A 16796-nucleotide genomic window follows, 5' to 3' on the forward strand; every position below is an offset into this window, starting at 1 on the left:
GAAAGCCTTTATTTTCAAAATATTAAGCCTTCCGTTTGCTTCTAAGGCTAGTTTATAAGATAATCGAAACTAGGAACACCAATAGTTTGACGGAAATGTTGGATATCCAACACATCGGGAAAACTGTTGGAAAAATAGGAGGGTTTTCGAGTTGACTGAGGCAAAAACTGATCCGCGTATTCTTCGTACTCGTAAATTAATAATGGATTCTTTTATTGACCTTTCCAGTAAAAAGGAATTTAAGGATATTACGATAAAAGATATCACCACAGAGGCGATGATTAATCGGGCAACGTTTTATTATCATTTTATGGATATCTATGATCTTCTCGATAAGGCATTAACAGAAGTATTACTAGTCAATTTAAATGGGAAAGAATATGAAAATAGCGAGCTCAATGAAGAGACTCTCATAAGTCTATTCACTGCGATTACCGATTTTCAGACTTCCTTATCGACTCGCTGTCATCGAGGTTATGAAGATACCATTGCACGAATCATTCGGGACCAGTTAGAAGTAATATTCTTTAGAATGCTTGAACTTCAGCATCCAGAAGAAGTAGAGGAAGGACTAAAGCTTTCCGCAACCATGTTAAGTTGGGGGCTTTACGGGGCTTCGATGGAGTGGAGAAGAAGTAGTGATTCTGTTTCTCCAGAGGAATTTATTAAAACAGCCATTCCTTATATACAGAATGGAATTGGTAACTAGTTCATTAGAATAGCTTAATAGGTACGTTTGTGAAATTTAAAAGCACCTTAAATGCTATTTCCGTAGCATTTAAGGTGCTTTTATCGTTTATTTTATACTAGCTGCATGGTCGTAATACAAGTATTATCTCCTTTAAAAGTTGAGATTATAGACTCAGCAACTTTACCATTATGTTCAATGGTTACGTTAAATTTCTGATCACGAGGTAACCATAAATCTATGAAGCCATTTTCGAATGTAGTCATTGTTTTATCCACCACAACATTCCCGTCTTCATCTTCAATATGGACTTGGAAATCTTTTTCCACTAATTCTCCTTGGCAACCAGTCAAGCTATGGATGGCACATTCATGGGTTGTGGTTTCAAAAGGTGCTATGGAGACAAAAAATTCATCCTCCGGTAGGTCATAAGTTGTTTCCTTATTATTTTGATCCATTACAATTAGTTCATGTGATGTAATAGAGGCTGTGATGTCTTCAAAATCACCAACACTATAGTCATGAACCATTTCTTTAATGTCTTTCTCTTGATTGTTCTCTGAAGTCTCATTATTACAAGCAGCCATGATGGAAATAAGTAGTACTGCTAGAAAGGTTAATCGTAGTATTTTCATTTAAAGTCGCTCCAATACTATGTATAATACCTAGTATTTTACCATAATAAGCGCTTTTATAACCTAATGTCACGAAAAGTTCATAAGGAAACAATTACTCCTCAATGCCTATCTAGGAGTTCATTTAATACTTTCATGAAGTAGACTTAGGGCTTTTTCCATGTCGATGTCCTTTTCAAGATGCTCTGGTGTCCACGGTATATAGATATGTGGTTTTATTCCTTGTTCGTGATTTGGGTCACGATTATCTAGTTGGTCCAATCTAGATGTTGGGTAGAGAAAGTTAAACTGGTTGTTCAATTTAATTTCATTTAAGTTCGCATAATCATTGATTCCCATAGTAGGACGACCAACCACGGTGACTTTTGAAGATTGTTTGCATAAGTAAACAAAAATATCGCCCGCGCTGCCACAGTAATTATCTGTTAAGATAATAATAATCTTCGGGTATTCACAGCCATCGATTTCGAATTCAGAACCACTTGTTTCATCTCTGAAACTAATAAATCCTTTACCACGATTCTTTACCCAAGGTTCTTTCCATTGTTGCAGTCCTTCTAGATATTGTTCATTATCAGCCTTCTCTAATTCTTCATTTATAGATTTAATAGTTAGATCTGCATTTCTTTCTGTGCAGTTAAATTTCATGTTGTAGAAACTACTATCAATCCTATTTGTACCAGCAGGGAAGATGTACTTGGTTAGATTCATAAATGATAAGTCTCTACCACCGTTATTTGTACGAACATCGATTATTAAATTATTTATGCTTTCTAATTCTTCCTTATGTTCATCTATTAAATTATCTATAGGTGTAGGCTCGAAAAAGTCAGAAAGAGTCATAAACAAAGTATCCTCGTTTAGTTTTTTCATAGAATGAACGGGCTGGTATGGTGATTTTTCGTATTGCTTTAATTCAAGAAGACGAATGTTTCCACTCGAATCTATTATCTCTGCCACATTGTATTTTGATATAATACTTCTCCAATCTTCTCTTTCTGCTTTTGTTTCCATTAATTCACGTTGATGTTTTTCGACTAACTGAGGTATAGAAATTTGGTCTAACGAAATGATTGCTTCACCAATCTCAACACGGGTTTCTGAAGAAAGTTTTGTGATGTAAAGCTTGTCCTCATAACGTCTTACTCGAAAACCATTATCAAATTCTTTTTGTGTTTCAGATTCAATAAGGTTGAACAATATGTGAGGATCCTTAAAATCTAGTATGTAATCTTGTACAATTTCAGTAAACCGATTCGCAGTTAGCTCTCCATTACTTTCTAAATCTACTATCTTTTTCTCAAATTCTTCAGGATTATCCCAACCTCTTTTGTCTATGTAGCCAGCATAGTCATGATGCATGATGTCAACAATTTCTCGAAATATATTAGTATACATGATGGTCCCCCTTGTTTAACTATTCTAAATTAATTGTAATGTATGGAGTGTTTATTAACAATGCCGCTCGGGGATGATTTGTTCTCGGTCTTGAGTTGGAGAAGAAAAGGGGCTTGACCTAGGCAATTAAAAGCATGGGCCCTTTTTGAGAGAGCATCGTACTGAGAGTGAGGAGGATGAGCCCGAACCCAAACTAGTATCGTCCCTAGTGTGGGGAGGATGCACCCAAACCTAACTAACATGCACCCAATCTCGGCAAGCATGATCCCGAGTCCAGCAAGTATCGTCCCAAGCCGAGTGACCATGCACCCAAGTCTAGCAAGTATCGCCCCAAGCCGAGTGAGCATGAGCCTAAGTCCAGCAAGTATCGTCCCAAGCCCAGTGACCATGCGCCCAAGTCCAGCAAGTATCGTCCCATGCCTAGCAACCATGAGCCCAAGTCTAGCAACCATCAACCCAGTCCCACCAACCATCAGCCCAAACCTAGCAATCATCAACCCAAGCCCAGCACAACCCTAATCCACCCCTGGTAAATCTACCATCGGGGCATCAGACCACCCTTTAATCATCGACAACACATTCATTATAGGGATGCTAAACCCGATAGTCCCAACATCGGATGCAGCTGAATTTATACCAATCACTTCGCCTGTTTTACCATGGAGGAGTGGGCCGCCACTATTTCCTGGGGCAATTGGTGCAGAGATTTGATAGAGGTCTTTGTAAGAATATGGTTCAATTTCTAAATCGCGGTTTATTCCACTAATGATTCCTGTTGTAACCGTATTGTCTAGCCCGAGGGGACTACCTAATGCGAGTATTTCATCCCCGATTTCTGCCTTTTCAATCCGTATTTTCAATGGCTCTATATCACGTAAGCCATCCACTCTTACAACTGCAATATCAATATCAGTGCTAATACCTATAACCGTCCCAATGAAACGTTGTTCGTCTGAAGTTATGATGGTAACCTCTTTAACACCACTAACGACATGGGCATTCGTAATGATGTCGCCCATATCGTTATATAAAAAACCAGAACCGATAGACCCATTCTCGAGTTCAATTTTTACCACTTTCTTTTGCGCTTCTTGAATTATATCTTTGACTTCTTTTGTTTCTACTTCGACCGCTGTTTCATCCTTTTCCGGGACAACAGAACCTTCCGCTAAGATAGTGGAAGGTTCATCTAATTTATTGGACATATGTCCTTTAATGAAAAATACCCCAAATATGCCAACACACACCAGTACAAGGGTAATCAACAAACTGATTAACCAGCGTTTATTCATTGCAGTTTACCATCCTTTCCTTATTCATCGAAATACCAAGTTGCATGGTACATTTCTACTGTTGCTTCTTGGTCCACACCGGATATTATGGCAGAGAAAGTCCCCTCATCGCCTGGTTCTAATTGGTTTGGTTCGACATTAACGCTTCCCTCTAGTAGAAACTCGCCATTTGTGTCGTATACCGCATAATAAAGAACGATAGTGTAAATTGGGATGGTTGCATTACTTTTAATAGTACCTTCGATCGAAATATCCCCGTTATCTTCCAGATTTGCTGTAAACGTAAGTAGTTCCACTGCAGCGGTCCGATTATGCAAATCCTCTTCAGCTGCTTGTTCTTCCATTGCAACTTTTTCTTGTTCTATTTTTTCTTTCAACTGAAGGAGTCCTTCATCATCTGACTTATAGCTTAGCCCTTTATTTACTACATTTAAAGCCTCAGCAAATTGTCCATTTGCTAGAAAATCCGTAGCTTCCGTGTTCGTAATTTGAACAATTTTATTTAAAATCTCTGAACGAACACTTTCTGCCTCAGGTGATGACATAGTTTCAAGCTCACTTAATTTACTAGCCAATTCATCGATAGTGTTGATACTGGCAACTTCTTGCATTAACTTACCTATTGATATCCGTTCTTCTTCTTTCGTAATGTTAGCTTGAAAATTGGTGAATAGTGGGCCATTGTTCGTATTAATCTGTTCTTTTAGAGTTGCTAGCACTTGTTCTGCTCCTGCAAAGTCCTGTGAGGAAATGGACTTACTTACAGAATCTAGTTGGGCAGAGAATTCTTTTGCTTTATTGGTTTCCTCTTTATTCAACTGTAGTGTCTCATAATCGGGTCTTAAATCAATTGCTTCATCAAATGCCTTTATTGCCGCATCATAGTTTCCGGCTAGAGCTTCACTTTCACCACTTTTTTGAAGATCTAGAACCGTATTGTTTTTCTTTTGTTCGGTTGTAAAAGAGATTATTAATACAACCGTAACGATAATCAAGCTTAGTAATGGGACAAGAAATGGTAGAAAAGATTTAAAGGTTGATTTTTTTTTCGGGGGTTGTTCGGGTTGATAAGTATGTTGGCTAATTTGTGGTGATGGCTGAATATTAGTAGGTTGTGGTTGTACATCATTTGATACGATAGGTTGCTCGGGAACATGTTCTTCAAGTTGGGTAGAAGCTTCCTTAACCGGTTCGACTTTAGAGCCACAAGTATTACAAAAGCTCGAACCCTCTAATAATTTTTCTCCACACTGGTGACAAAACAACAACGTCATCCTCCTAATCTCATGTTTTTTTGAAAAGAATTTAAACAACATAACTTATTATATGAGTGGGTGGGCAATAAGTTCCATGAAATTTGTAGGACAATGGAGTTTTTAATCAGTTGATTATCAAAGAGTATGACTCTAGACTTAAATTTAACCTCCTACTCATAGGAGGTAAGCATTTTCTGTTATAATAAAGAGAAATATTTATTACATAGTTAATCTCTTTTCAAAGGGCTTACACATAATGGAGGAGAAAAATGGATTTTATAGTGGAACAGCTTAACAATTTTGGAATTGAAAATCCCAAAGCAGTTAAAGCACTTTCTGTAACGATAATGATTCTGTTTATTGCTATTCTTTGTATTATCGCCAACTTTATTGCAAAGCATATTGTGATCAGGATCATCACACATATTGTAAAAAGGAACAAATTTCAGTGGGATGATATTCTGTTAGAGAGAAAGGTCTTCAGGAAGTTATCACATATTGTTCCAGCAGTTATTATATTCTCATTTGCCGAGGCAGAGACATTTCCGAATTATACGGATTTAATTAAACAGTTAGCCGTTGCTTATATAATTATTGTTGGGATTACGATTATCAATAGCTTTCTAAATGCAATTAATGATATTTACCAAACATATGAAATATCTAAGATTAGACCAATAAAAGGATATATTCAAGTTGTTAAAATTGTCGTCATCATCATTGGTGTTATTTTAGTTATCGCAAGCTTAATAGGGGAAAGCCCTCTTGTATTCTTGAGTGGAATCGGTGCACTATCCGCCATATTTATGTTAGTGTTTAAAGATTCAATTCTAGGACTTGTTGCAGGAGTTCAGTTGACTGCGAATGATATGGTTCGAGTCGGGGATTGGATCGAAATGCCGAAATATGATGCAGATGGTGACATTATTGATATCTCGTTAAATACTGTTAAAGTACAGAACTGGGATAAAACGATAACCATGATTCCAGCCTATGCCCTTATTTCAGACTCCTTTAAAAACTGGAGAGGCATGCAAAATGCTGGTGGAAGAAGAATTAAACGATCAATTTATATTGATACAACTAGTATCGCTTTCTGTACGGAAGAGATGGTAGAGAAGTTTAAACAGATTCAAATATTAACGGACTATATTAGTAAGCGAGAACATGAGATTGTCGAGTATAATGAAAAGAATCATGTGAATCGTAATAATCCTGTTAACGGAAGAGCAATGACAAATATCGGTGTGTTTCGGTCGTATATCAGTAATTACATTCAACGCCATCCCGGTATTAATAAGAATATGACCTTAATGGTAAGACAACTTGCACCAACCGAACTTGGTTTACCAATAGAAATTTATGCATTTACAAGCGATATTAGATGGGATGTTTATGAATCCATTCAGGCTGATATTTTTGATCATCTATTTGCCGTTGCATCCCAATTTGAATTGAGAATCTTCCAGAGTCCATCAGGAAATGATATGAGAAGCATGGTGGAGGGAATAGGTGAAAGTGAACAAAAGAGAGGGATTGATGGTGCTCACTAGTCTTGGTGACTGAGCATGGAACACCCCTTGCTAATTAGCTTTAATGTGGAAAGAAGAATGGTATGCTGCCATTCTTCTTTTTGTATTCAATTTGGTTTAAGTTGAAGAATGCTGCGCTCTCATACATCAATTCATCATCAAATCATATTCAAAAAGAAGAATGATGCACTCTCATACATCATTTCACAACTAAATCCTGTTCAAAAAGAAGAATGCCTCACCTTCATACATCAATTCATCATCAAATCTTATTCAAAAAGAAGAATGATGCACTCTCATACATCATTTCACAACTAATTCATGTTTAATAAGAAGAATGTCGCACCTTCATACATCAATTCATCATCAAATCATATTCAAAAAGAAGAATGATGCACTCTCATACATCATTTTACAACTAAATCCTGTTTAAAAAGAAAAATGCCGCACCCCCATACATCAATTCACAACTAAATCCTGATTAAAAAGAAAGATGGCACACTCCCATACATCATTTCACCATTAAACCCCAACTGAAATGATATATCTTGGAAGCGCGCCATCCCACTACTAAAGTTATCCTCTTTCTTTTTCATGTTCTTGAAAATAATCTTTCAACTCATCTTCAACACTAGACTTCGTTAACGGAACATTAGCACGGTACGCAGCACGACTAATAACATGTGCTCCAACAGGTGCTGTTAAGAATACGAAGATAATTCCCAGTATTAGTCGAATGCTAAAATACCCTTCTGAAATTAAGAAATAAAGTAAGGTACCAATTAGGATGAATAACACACCAACTGTGGAACTCTTTGATGCAGCATGTGACCTTGTGTAGACATCTGGCAGACGAACTAAACCAATTGCACTAATTAAACTAATGATGGTTCCAAATAATATGAGTACCCCGGCAATGACCTCAGCGCTTTCTTTCAATGACGACACCTCTTTCAATAAACCGTGCAAATGCAATTGTTCCTATAAAGGATAGGATGCCGATTAATAAGATTAATTCAAAGAACGCGTGTGTATCAAGGTATACGGAGAAAATAGCAGTACCGGCAATTAAATTTATACCAATTGCATCTAATGCTTGAACTCTGTCCACGCTTGAGGGGCCTTTAACTACCCGGTAAAAATTAAACAGAATGGTTATTGTTAAAATAACTAAGGATAAAATCATTAAAATCTCAAACATATTTTCTAGTCACATCCTTTATAGCCCGTTCAAATATAATTTGGGATTTGAGTACGGACTCTTTTGAATCGGGAATATCCATCGCGTGAACGTACAAGCTTTTCCCATCTGGGGTTACTTCCATTACAACCGATCCAGGAGTTAAACAGATGAGAAGAGAGAGTAGGGTGATCTCTACATCGCCCTCTAAGTCTGTATCAATCTTGAAAATGCCAGGAGTAATATTTTTTGGGCGAAGTATTTGACCAATCACTACAATTGCAGAACTCATTAACTCCCTTGCAAAAACGAATAATAGTTTTAAAGCTGCCCAGACAAAGAATAAATAAAAGGGCTTTTGGAAGAATCTTCGCATAAAGAATAGAATTATCAATCCAACGATATAACCACTCAAAAAGGAAAGGAAATTCCACTCATCCTGGAAAAACATCCAAAGAAAAGCAATAAATATATTAACTAATATTTGAAAAGGCATTACTGCTCTTCCTTTCTACAATAAATTTAAGGAATCTCATTCCCACCAAAAACAGCATCAATATAAATCTGTGGGTTCATCAGACCTTCAACCGCAGTCTCCACATAAGAATTGATAATTTCAGGTCCGATTCCAAGAGCAATGGTTAAAGCAGTTAACAAGGCAATCGGAACCATAACCCCTTTTGTGGTTCCTTTTTCTTCTTCCTCACTCAATACCGTCTCACCCCAGAAGGCATTCATGAAAATCTTCATGACGGAGTAGAGAATCATAAGACTCGCGATCAAACCAATAAACCCTAACCAGTAATAACCAGCTTCAAACGTACCTCTAGTCACAAAAACCTTACCAATAAAGCCACTTAATGGTGGAATTCCGATTAAAGACAATGATCCAATAAAGAACATCCATCCTAGATATGGATGGTTTCTGATTAATCCACTCATCTCTTTTAGAGTGGTTGTTCCTGTTAAATAAACAATAACACCACCGATTAGAAAAATAAGTGCTTTTACAATCATGTCGTGAATTAAATAATAAATAGAACCGAGTGCACCATTTTCTGTAAAGGCTGCAATTCCTGCTAATATAAAGCCTGCTCCTATAATAACGTTATAAGTTAAGATCTTGTTGATGTCTGAATAGGCGACTGCGCCAATCCCGCCGAGAATCATGGTCAATGCGGCTAAGATACCAAGTAATAAATGGGTTATTTGTGGTTCATGATAGAATACCAGTGTGTACATACGAATAATGGCATATATACCCACCTTTGTCAGAAGGGCTGCAAATAGGGCAGAGACTGCTGTTGGTGGTGCACTGTATGAGCCTGGTAGCCAGTAGAATAGAAAGAGCCCCGCCTTTATACCAAATACAAGTAAAAATAATATGGCAATAGTGGTGATAAATCCATCTTGTCCAGCTTCTGCGATTCTAACGGAGATATGAGCCAGGTTTAATGTTCCTGTTATCGAATAGATATAAGCGATTCCTACTAAGAAAAATGCAGAAGATAGAACATTAATAATGACATATTTCATGGTCTCTCTTAACTGTATCTTCGTCCCACCTAATGAAACTAATACATACGAAGCAAGTAGAAGTACTTCAAAGAATACATATAAATTAAATAAGTCCCCTGTCATAAATGAACCATTTACACCTGTTATGAGAAATAAGAATAGAGAATAAAAATAATGTCTTTCTCGTTCTTTTCCAATAGTTCGAAAAGAAAAGATAACACAACAAAATGCGATAATACTGGTAGTTAAGACAAGTAGCATCGAGAACATATCTGCTACTAAGCCAATTCCAAATGGTGCTTGCCAGCCGCCAAGCTGCAAGGTTTGAATACCATTTACCGAAATTTGATTCATAATCGCTATGGAAATCCCAGCAACCACACCAAGTACAACGACACTAATAACTCGTTGTAGGCGAATATGATTACGTAATAGGATAAATAATAGTCCAGCTATTAAGGGTAATATAACTGGCCAGATTAATAGGTTATTCATGTTCATGTCCCCTTAGTTGGTTCATATCATCTGTGCCATGCTTTTTATAGGTGCGGTAGCTTAACACGAGTAAAAATGCAGTAACAGCAAAGTTAATTACGATTGCTGTTAGAATCAGAGCCTGTGGAATAGCATCTGTAAAGCTTTGGAAAGTCTCTGATAGTAATGGGGGACCACCGGTTTTGAGTCCACCCATCACCATAATCATCAGATTAATTCCGTGACTAATTAATGAAAGTCCAAGGATAATCCGTAGCATCTGATTGGATAAGATTAAATAAGTGCCAATGGAAAACAGAATTCCAATTACAATTGCTATTAGTGTTTCCATTACAATTCATCCTCACTTATGCTTGTTATGATGGTGATAGCAGTTCCGATAACCGCGAATGCTACGCCAATATCAAATAGTACTGCTGTTGCAAGCTCTGTTTCACCAAATACTGGTAAGTCAAAATAACCAAATGCTTGCTCCAAGAAATTATCTCCATATATCATGCCCCCCATCCCTGTAGCAACAGAGATTAACACACCGAGGGCTGCCATCTTTTTATAATCAATCGGCAAATTGGTCTGTATTCGTTCAATATCAAATGATAAATAGAGCAAGACAATTCCTGCAGCTGTCGTCAACCCACCGATAAACCCTCCACCAGGAAAATGGTGTCCTGCCCAAAACAGATCAATGGAAAAAGTGAAGATGATGACAGCGGCTAGTTTGGTGACAGTATGCAAAACGACATCATTAGGTTCAGGCTTCATCATGATCACTTCCTTTTGGTCTAAGCTTAATTAAGGTATAGACTCCTAAACCAGCAATTAGTAATACAGCTATTTCTAACATGGTATCAAAGCCTCTAAAATCTACTAGTATGGCATTCACGATATTCTTTGCACCTGCGAGTTCATAAGCATTTTCAAAGAATTTCGTAATCGGTACATTGATCTTATGGCCAGTTGCAATTAATGTCATGACCGTTACGGTTAGCCCAACACTAATAGAAATGATTAAATTTGTTACTTTAAACTTCATTTTTTCTAATCTTTTCCCTAGTTTCGGAAGATGGTAAAAACAGAGTAAGAATAGTACAGTTGTTACGGTCTCCACTACCATCTGAGTTAACGCTAGGTCAGGAGCACGGAAAATAACAAATAACATTACCATTAAATAGCCAACGGCTCCAAGGGATACAATGGCAGTAATCCGATTCTTCGTTAACAGAGTTGCCATAGCCGCAGCAACCATCGCAACCAATATACCAATATCGTAAACAGAAATTTCTCCTTGATTTGAGAAATTAAAGGAAAGTGCATCTAACCCAACTAAAGAACCAATCATGATAACCGTAATAAATATAAAGATATAAAGTAAATAGTGACGTATGTTTCCTGTCATATATCGGTTAGTGAAGGATTCTGAATGTTTTTCCATCGCTTCTAAGCTGGTATTATATAAGTGATTTAAACTAAGTTTGTCCGGATATACTCGGAGAACAATGCTCCATTTCTTAATTGATAAGAAAAGTAGCAATCCGAGTATGACCACACCAATTGTCATCCAAAGTTCTGTACCAAATCCATGCCAGGCTTTAATTTCAAATAATTTACTATCAGTAGAAATAGTAGGTACAACAGATACTAAAGCGGGTTTTAAAATATAGGTTGCAAGTAAATTTGGAAAAAAGAAAATGAATACAACTAAAGAACCAAGAATAGCTGGTGGAACCAGCATCCCGATTGGTGCTTCATGTACATTTTCTTTAGGGAGTCTCTCACGATGAAGCGCTCCTAAAAACGGCTTAATCAACAATATCAAACAATAAATAAAGGTGAAAATACTTGCCACCCAAGCAATGATAGGGAAGATCATGGTGATCCCTTCTAGTCCAAATACACTAACTTCTGAAGCGTTAAGCATTCCGGTAAAGAACATTTCTTTACTCAAGAAACCGTTAAACGGTGGTAATCCCGCCATGGAAAGACTTCCGATTAATGCAATGGTAAAAGTAACAGGCATAATGGCCATTAATCCACCAAGTCTCCTAATATCACGGGTTCCTGTTTCATGGTCAATAATCCCTACGACCATGAAAAGCGCTCCTTTAAAAGTAGCATGATTAAAAAGATGGAAGAGAGCAGCAAAAACTGCAAAAGCATAAATCTCTTGTGCTTGCCCGATATTAAAATATAGGGCAGCAGAACCTACTCCGAGTAGACTCATAATGAGACCAAGTTGACTGATGGTTGAATATGCCAGTAATGCTTTTAGGTCAGTTTGTCTTACGGCTCGAACAGAACCGTATATTAATGTGATAATTCCAATCCCACCAACTATCCAAAACCAACTTGCATCCCCACCGAAAATCGGCGTCATACGGGCTACTAAGTAGATTCCTGCTTTTACCATAGTTGCCGAGTGTAAATAAGCACTGACTGGTGTTGGTGCTTCCATTGCATCTGGCAGCCAGATACTGAATGGGAATTGTGCAGATTTAGTAAACGCACCTATCAATACAAGTAGCATGGCTGGTATGAATAAGGAACTTCCCGTGATAAGGTCAACATTTGCTACCATCTCACGTATGCTATACGTATCGGTAATCATGGCTAACATTATTAATCCAGCAAGCATTGCAAGGCCACCGAACACGGTAATAATCATTGATTTTAACGCACCAGAGCGAGATCGTTTACGTTCATACCAATAAGCAATTAGTAGGAAAGAAGATACACTGGTTAATTCCCATAGTGTATAAAGAACTAATACATTATCTGAGCTTACAAGGCCTAACATTGCCCCCATAAACATGAGAAGGTAAATATAGAAGTTATGAAGCGCCTCACGATCTTTGGCCATATAAAAGATGGAATATAGCACGACTAATGTACCGACTCCACTAATGATTAGGGCAAACATCAGTGCTAAGCCATCTAAATAAATGTCAAAATTAATACCTAAAGATGGAATCCACTCCATTGTAATGGAAATAGTTTCACCATTTGAGATAGCAGGTATTTGTAATAATAGGTTGATAAAAATAAAAAGGGGAACAATGATAACGAACCATCCTGTATGAAGAGAGGTGTTCCACTTTTTATAAATAATGGGCACGAATAATGCCGCGATAAAAGGTAATAAAATAATAAAGTGCATAAAACTCAAAACTTCCAACTCCCTGTATGAAAAAAGACTTTTTTCACAAAATTACTGATTTCCATTATTTCATTGACATTTAACAACAACATGATATAGTCATACATAGTTTAATTATAAAGTCATATTTTATTTATGTTTATAAGCATATTCTAAGAAAACTAATGGAAGCTTTTATAAAACTTTTTACGAGGTGAATATATCATGGAAAATAAAAATGGTCGTTTGGACGAAAGCATACTAGTCTGTGTACACTATGGTCCAAATGGCGAACGTCTAATTAGAAGAGGCCTCAAAATAGCTAATATGCTAGGCTGTCCGTTATATATTCTTACAATTGACTCGAAGCCATTTGATGAAATGGATGCAGAGAAGACATTTTATATTGAACATTGGAAACAGCTAGCAGAAGAGCATGAAGCTTCCGAATTTATGATGTTAGATAATGAGAAACGATCGGTTTCAAAGGTTATCGCACAAGTCGCCAGAGATAAACATGTTACACAAATCATACTTGGTCAAACAGCACAAAGTAGATGGGAACAAATTACAAAAGGTTCGTTAATTAACACATTACTTCATGAAATTCCATTTGTAGATTTGCATATAATTTCTGTTACTCGTTATATCCGCAATGAAAATGGACAATTCCAAAGAGGTTGTCGAGCATATTTATCGAAGGAAGAAGATCATTACCGTTTAACATTTAAACATTCCAATTCCGTTGATTATGAGGGAATTTTCTTTAAAGAACAAGGCACTGATTTTGATAATGGTATCTTCAAGTTTATGAGAGATAAGGAAATGTTTAAGGTTCAAGTAACAGATGGTACGGTAAAAGAACTAAAGAAAGTTGAAATGAACGTAGATTACGAACAGGAAAGCAAGTCATAGGGATGACTCTCCAACTGATTGGAGAGTCTTTTTTTATAAATTCACATCTACTCTAACCTGATTTTTTTCTTCAGTTGTAATTCCGATATAGTTTAAGGTTTCTGTTCTAGAATTGTGGTGAAACATTTTCATTAAGATGGAGATGGTAACACCTTTTCGGTAGGCATGATAGCCAAAAGTCTTCCGTATCGAATGTAAACCGACCTTTTCTTCAATTCCCGCCTTTTTTGCTGCATTATTAATGATTCGATAAGCTTGTTGGCGTGTAATGGGCTTTTCGTTCTTTTTTGACTTAAACAAAAAATCCTTCTGTTCTAGCTTATATTTCTCTAAGTATTTATCCAAAGCACTATGTACTTGGTTGTTGAGAAAATGTTCACTGACCTCAGAAGTTTTTTCATCTCGGACATAGAGAAACTCTTTCGTCTTTTGTCCATCCCACACATCTTCCACTTTTAGATTCAATAAAACCTGTGCACTGATACCGGTATTAATACCAATCACAAATAGCACGAAATCTCTCAAAGAAGACGATTCTAGTATATTTTTCATTGCATTTATTTTTGAAATATCCTTTATAGGGACAACAAATTCCATAGTTTTATTCTCCATTAATGTTACATAACTTTATACTAACATAGGTTATGTAACATCGACAATTGTGAGGTATGTGACAGAATTGTGAACAAGATTTGTATTTTTTCACTATATACTATTGTTATCCTTAAAATGGTTTTTATGAATTAAGCTCCGTGTGGCACAATGTTAATTAAATAATTATTCAAAATTTTTAACTTACAATATGGTACACTTGTTAATAGATATGTATTGGATCTTTGGGGGGCTTATGAGGAAAATATCTTTAGATAAGGGGATAGCTGGACTTTTAATTATTATAATTGCGATTGTGGTTTTATTTTGGATTGGTCAAAGGGCTAACCTCTGGATTAATGGAATCGGTATTATTGCAAATGATGTGGAAGACATTCAATCTATGGAATGCTAGTTTATCTAGTTTGAATTATCGGGATGGGGACAGTTTTGGTTATTATTTAATTCCAGAGGAAGCAGAAATTGAATTAGATTTGGAGAAAGAATCTGTGATGACGGTGACCGTTTCTAATTTGCATATGAATTTATGGGCAAAGAAAAGCTTTTAGGGGGAGTGTATGTTAGATGAAGAGATCTGATTTTATTGGGGCAACTTTTTTCATTTCAGGGGTTTTATTGTTTGCGCTTATGAGACTTGCCATGGCGAATTATTTTACGGAACGTGGAGGGTTTGGGGAATTTAGTCCTTCAGATTTGGATGAGTTGGTACGTCATGAATTGATGATTGAATTTCCTTATAATGTGAGTTTGGTGTTTATCGTATTGGGGTTGATTTTTTTGTTTTTTCAAGATGTAAAAAGATTGTTTACGAGATTGTTTGTGGATGAAACCTAATGGTGCCATATTTACTTTAAGGATTCAAGTACAGGCCAGCTTCTCCTGATCGATTGGAGTTGCTGGCCTAGTTTTGCTATTAATGGAGTGCCAGACACCAATACTTTAGTAGATGATGTTATACTTACGATATGATAAATCGACAGAAAAAGGAGTGTTTGGGATGAAAGCGGTCCTGATTGATGAAATCACAAAAGATTTATATATTGGGCAGGCCACTGATTCTGTATGTGGTGAAAATGAGTTATTGGTACGTGTAAAAGCAACTTCATTGAACCGTGCAGATTTATTGCAACGGGAAGGTAAATACCCACCACCCAAAGGGGAAAGTACTATACTAGGATTAGAAATGGCAGGTATTGTGGAACAGGTTGGGGAGCAGGTAACCGGCTGGGAAATTGGGGAACGGGTCTTTGCATTATTACCAGGAGGAGGCTATGCAGAAAAGGTAGTTATTCCTAGTAAGATGGCCATGAGAATTCCGAACAATATATCGTATACGGATGCTGCTGCTATACCAGAAGCATTTTTAACGGCTTACTTAAACCTTGTTACGTTAGGGGATCTGAAAGAAAAGGAATATGTTCTCATTCATGCAGGCGCGAGTGGGGTGGGAACTGCAGCAATTCAACTTGCTAAAGAGATAGGTGCCGCGGTTATTGTTACAGCTGGATCTAAGGAGAAATTGGATTACTGTTTATCTCTCGGTGCGGACTTTGCCATTAACTATAAAGATGGTGACTTCAGCGATAAAGTCATGGAAATCACGAATAATCAAGGTGTTGATCTCATACTAGACTTTATTGGAGCTTCTTTCTGGCAATATAATGTGAACTCTATTTCAATTGATGGAAGATGGGTATTGATTGGAACTTTAGGCGGAAACAAAGTGAGCGATGTTAATATTGGTGCTTTCTTAGCAAAGCGAATAAAATATATGGGCTCTACCCTAAGAACAAGAACACCTGAATTTAAGATAGAACTAACAGAGGCCTTTTCACAGTTTGCTCTAGATAAAATAAAGGTAGGTACAATTAGACCAGTTATTGACAAGGTATATAATTGGACTGATGTGGAGGAAGCTCATAACCGTATGAAGGAAAACCGTAATATTGGAAAATTAGTCTTAGAGATTGATTGAGCTTTTTAGAAAGATTTAAAGGAATGCATAACGGGTGGAAGTGCTCTCTTCGTTGTGCATTCTCCTTATTTTTATGAATGAACACACCCCTAGTGTTTTATTGATTTCGACATAATTAGCTAAAATTCGGGTAGTGACAGGCACCGCTATACAGCCAGGTAGGCACC

At 36.9% G+C, this 16796-nt stretch carries 19 protein-coding genes; 7 read left to right on the plus strand and 12 right to left on the minus strand.

The genetic code is table 11. The annotated features are described in order from the left end of the window. Positions 1 to 151 precede the first annotated feature (151 nt). A complete protein-coding gene (locus tag BN999_RS16665) occupies positions 152 to 709 on the plus strand; it encodes a TetR/AcrR family transcriptional regulator (protein ID WP_096273266.1) in 558 nt (185 codons plus the stop codon). Between the two features lie 92 nt (positions 710 to 801). Here BN999_RS16665 and BN999_RS16670 read toward each other — a convergent pair whose 3' ends face one another. Next, a complete protein-coding gene (locus BN999_RS16670) occupies positions 802 to 1323 on the minus strand; it encodes a CueP family metal-binding protein (protein ID WP_096273268.1) in 522 nt (173 codons plus the stop codon). A gap of 120 nt (positions 1324 to 1443) precedes the next feature. Then, complete coding sequence (locus BN999_RS16675) at positions 1444 to 2721, minus strand: S41 family peptidase (protein ID WP_096273270.1); 1278 nt, start codon at positions 2719 to 2721, stop codon at positions 1444 to 1446. A gap of 240 nt (positions 2722 to 2961) precedes the next feature. Between BN999_RS16675 and BN999_RS20360 the strand changes: the two genes are divergently transcribed. Then, a complete protein-coding gene (locus BN999_RS20360) occupies positions 2962 to 3240 on the plus strand; it encodes a hypothetical protein (protein WP_141249084.1) in 279 nt (92 codons plus the stop codon). Here BN999_RS20360 and BN999_RS16685 read toward each other — a convergent pair. Next, complete coding sequence (locus BN999_RS16685) at positions 3237 to 4013, minus strand: S1C family serine protease (RefSeq protein ID WP_096273274.1); 777 nt, start codon at positions 4011 to 4013, stop codon at positions 3237 to 3239. The two genes, BN999_RS20360 and BN999_RS16685, sit on opposite strands and share 4 nt — an antisense overlap. Before the next feature lie 20 nt (positions 4014 to 4033). Beyond that, a complete protein-coding gene (locus tag BN999_RS16690; protein ID WP_096273276.1) occupies positions 4034 to 5278 on the minus strand; it encodes an FxLYD domain-containing protein in 1245 nt (414 codons plus the stop codon). Between the two features lie 260 nt (positions 5279 to 5538). Here BN999_RS16690 and BN999_RS16695 point away from each other — a divergent pair, with 260 nt between their 5' ends. Continuing rightward, positions 5539 to 6822 carry a mechanosensitive ion channel family protein gene (locus BN999_RS16695; protein WP_096273278.1) on the plus strand — a complete coding sequence of 428 codons (1284 nt, stop codon included), beginning with the start codon at positions 5539 to 5541 and terminating at the stop codon, positions 6820 to 6822. A 555-nt stretch (positions 6823 to 7377) separates the two neighbouring features. On the opposite strand, the gene BN999_RS16700 is transcribed toward BN999_RS16695, so the two are convergent. The 7 genes from BN999_RS16700 to BN999_RS16730 are packed head-to-tail and all read right to left on the minus strand — an operon-like array spanning position 7378 to position 13157. After that, positions 7378 to 7740 (minus strand): Na+/H+ antiporter subunit G, encoded by a 363-nt coding sequence (locus tag BN999_RS16700; RefSeq protein WP_096273280.1) that lies wholly within the window; start codon positions 7738 to 7740, stop codon positions 7378 to 7380. Further along, positions 7724 to 8002, minus strand: coding sequence for a Na(+)/H(+) antiporter subunit F1 (locus BN999_RS16705; RefSeq protein WP_042149871.1), 279 nt, complete (start codon positions 8000 to 8002; stop codon positions 7724 to 7726). Before BN999_RS16705 ends, BN999_RS16700 begins: the two co-directional genes overlap by 17 nt. Further along, the gene (locus BN999_RS16710) at positions 7995 to 8477 is read right to left on the minus strand and encodes a Na+/H+ antiporter subunit E (protein ID WP_096273282.1); all 483 of its coding nucleotides are present in this window, start codon (positions 8475 to 8477) and stop codon (positions 7995 to 7997) included. The genes BN999_RS16705 and BN999_RS16710 overlap by 8 nt, the downstream gene beginning before the upstream one ends. A gap of 26 nt (positions 8478 to 8503) precedes the next feature. Further along, positions 8504 to 9994 (minus strand): Na+/H+ antiporter subunit D, encoded by a 1491-nt coding sequence (locus BN999_RS16715; RefSeq protein WP_096273284.1) that lies wholly within the window; start codon positions 9992 to 9994, stop codon positions 8504 to 8506. Next, positions 9987 to 10325 (minus strand): Na(+)/H(+) antiporter subunit C, encoded by a 339-nt coding sequence (locus BN999_RS16720; RefSeq protein ID WP_042149866.1) that lies wholly within the window; start codon positions 10323 to 10325, stop codon positions 9987 to 9989. The genes BN999_RS16715 and BN999_RS16720 overlap by 8 nt, the downstream gene beginning before the upstream one ends. After that, positions 10325 to 10756, minus strand: a complete 432-nt coding sequence (locus tag BN999_RS16725; RefSeq protein WP_096273286.1) for a Na(+)/H(+) antiporter subunit B — start codon at positions 10754 to 10756, stop codon at positions 10325 to 10327. The genes BN999_RS16720 and BN999_RS16725 overlap by 1 nt, the downstream gene beginning before the upstream one ends. Continuing rightward, on the minus strand, positions 10746 to 13157 hold the full coding sequence (locus BN999_RS16730; protein WP_096273288.1) for a Na+/H+ antiporter subunit A: 2412 nt from the start codon (positions 13155 to 13157) through the stop codon (positions 10746 to 10748). The genes BN999_RS16725 and BN999_RS16730 overlap by 11 nt, the downstream gene beginning before the upstream one ends. A gap of 195 nt (positions 13158 to 13352) precedes the next feature. Here BN999_RS16730 and BN999_RS16735 point away from each other — a divergent pair, with 195 nt between their 5' ends. Next, the gene (locus tag BN999_RS16735) at positions 13353 to 14042 is read left to right on the plus strand and encodes a universal stress protein (protein WP_096273290.1); all 690 of its coding nucleotides are present in this window, start codon (positions 13353 to 13355) and stop codon (positions 14040 to 14042) included. 33 nt (positions 14043 to 14075) lie between these two features. Here the strand turns inward: BN999_RS16735 and BN999_RS16740 are convergent, their stop codons facing one another. Continuing rightward, complete coding sequence (locus BN999_RS16740; protein WP_096273292.1) at positions 14076 to 14639, minus strand: tyrosine-type recombinase/integrase; 564 nt, start codon at positions 14637 to 14639, stop codon at positions 14076 to 14078. A gap of 302 nt (positions 14640 to 14941) precedes the next feature. Here BN999_RS16740 and BN999_RS20365 point away from each other — a divergent pair, with 302 nt between their 5' ends. The 3 genes from BN999_RS20365 to BN999_RS16750 all read left to right on the plus strand — a co-directional run bounded on the left by BN999_RS20365 (position 14942) and on the right by BN999_RS16750 (position 16629). After that, entirely contained in the window at positions 14942 to 15202 is a 261-nt protein-coding gene (locus BN999_RS20365; RefSeq protein ID WP_141249085.1) for a hypothetical protein, read from the plus strand. A gap of 16 nt (positions 15203 to 15218) precedes the next feature. Further along, the gene (locus tag BN999_RS16745) at positions 15219 to 15488 is read left to right on the plus strand and encodes a hypothetical protein (protein ID WP_096273294.1); all 270 of its coding nucleotides are present in this window, start codon (positions 15219 to 15221) and stop codon (positions 15486 to 15488) included. Between the two features lie 112 nt (positions 15489 to 15600). Continuing rightward, on the plus strand, positions 15601 to 16629 hold the full coding sequence (locus BN999_RS16750) for an NAD(P)H-quinone oxidoreductase (RefSeq protein ID WP_255247506.1): 1029 nt from the start codon (positions 15601 to 15603) through the stop codon (positions 16627 to 16629). Positions 16630 to 16796: the final 167 nt, after the last annotated feature.

The organism is Paucisalibacillus globulus (assembly GCF_900184735.1).
Classification (GTDB): Bacteria; Bacillota; Bacilli; order Bacillales; family Amphibacillaceae; genus Ornithinibacillus; species Ornithinibacillus globulus_B.

Excerpts from the sequence above, each read along its gene's own strand:
- BN999_RS16670 (WP_096273268.1), bottom strand. The coding sequence starts at position 1,323 with ATGAAAATACTACGATTAACCTTTCTAGCAGTACTACTTATTTCCATC.
- BN999_RS16720 (WP_042149866.1), bottom strand. The coding sequence starts at position 10,325 with ATGGAAACACTAATAGCAATTGTAATTGGAATTCTGTTTTCCATTGGC.
- BN999_RS16725 (WP_096273286.1), bottom strand. The coding sequence starts at position 10,756 with ATGAAGCCTGAACCTAATGATGTCGTTTTGCATACTGTCACCAAACTA.
- BN999_RS16735 (WP_096273290.1), top strand. The coding sequence starts at position 13,353 with ATGGAAAATAAAAATGGTCGTTTGGACGAAAGCATACTAGTCTGTGTA.
- BN999_RS16695 (WP_096273278.1), top strand. The coding sequence starts at position 5,539 with ATGGATTTTATAGTGGAACAGCTTAACAATTTTGGAATTGAAAATCCC.
- BN999_RS16705 (WP_042149871.1), bottom strand. The coding sequence starts at position 8,002 with ATGTTTGAGATTTTAATGATTTTATCCTTAGTTATTTTAACAATAACC.
- BN999_RS16685 (WP_096273274.1), bottom strand. The coding sequence starts at position 4,013 with ATGAATAAACGCTGGTTAATCAGTTTGTTGATTACCCTTGTACTGGTG.
- BN999_RS16710 (WP_096273282.1), bottom strand. The coding sequence starts at position 8,477 with ATGCCTTTTCAAATATTAGTTAATATATTTATTGCTTTTCTTTGGATG.
- BN999_RS16750 (WP_255247506.1), top strand. The coding sequence starts at position 15,601 with ATGATGTTATACTTACGATATGATAAATCGACAGAAAAAGGAGTGTTT.
- BN999_RS20360 (WP_141249084.1), top strand. The coding sequence starts at position 2,962 with ATGCACCCAATCTCGGCAAGCATGATCCCGAGTCCAGCAAGTATCGTC.
- BN999_RS16745 (WP_096273294.1), top strand. The coding sequence starts at position 15,219 with ATGAAGAGATCTGATTTTATTGGGGCAACTTTTTTCATTTCAGGGGTT.
- BN999_RS16675 (WP_096273270.1), bottom strand. The coding sequence starts at position 2,721 with ATGTATACTAATATATTTCGAGAAATTGTTGACATCATGCATCATGAC.
- BN999_RS16715 (WP_096273284.1), bottom strand. The coding sequence starts at position 9,994 with ATGAATAACCTATTAATCTGGCCAGTTATATTACCCTTAATAGCTGGA.
- BN999_RS16740 (WP_096273292.1), bottom strand. The coding sequence starts at position 14,639 with ATGGAATTTGTTGTCCCTATAAAGGATATTTCAAAAATAAATGCAATG.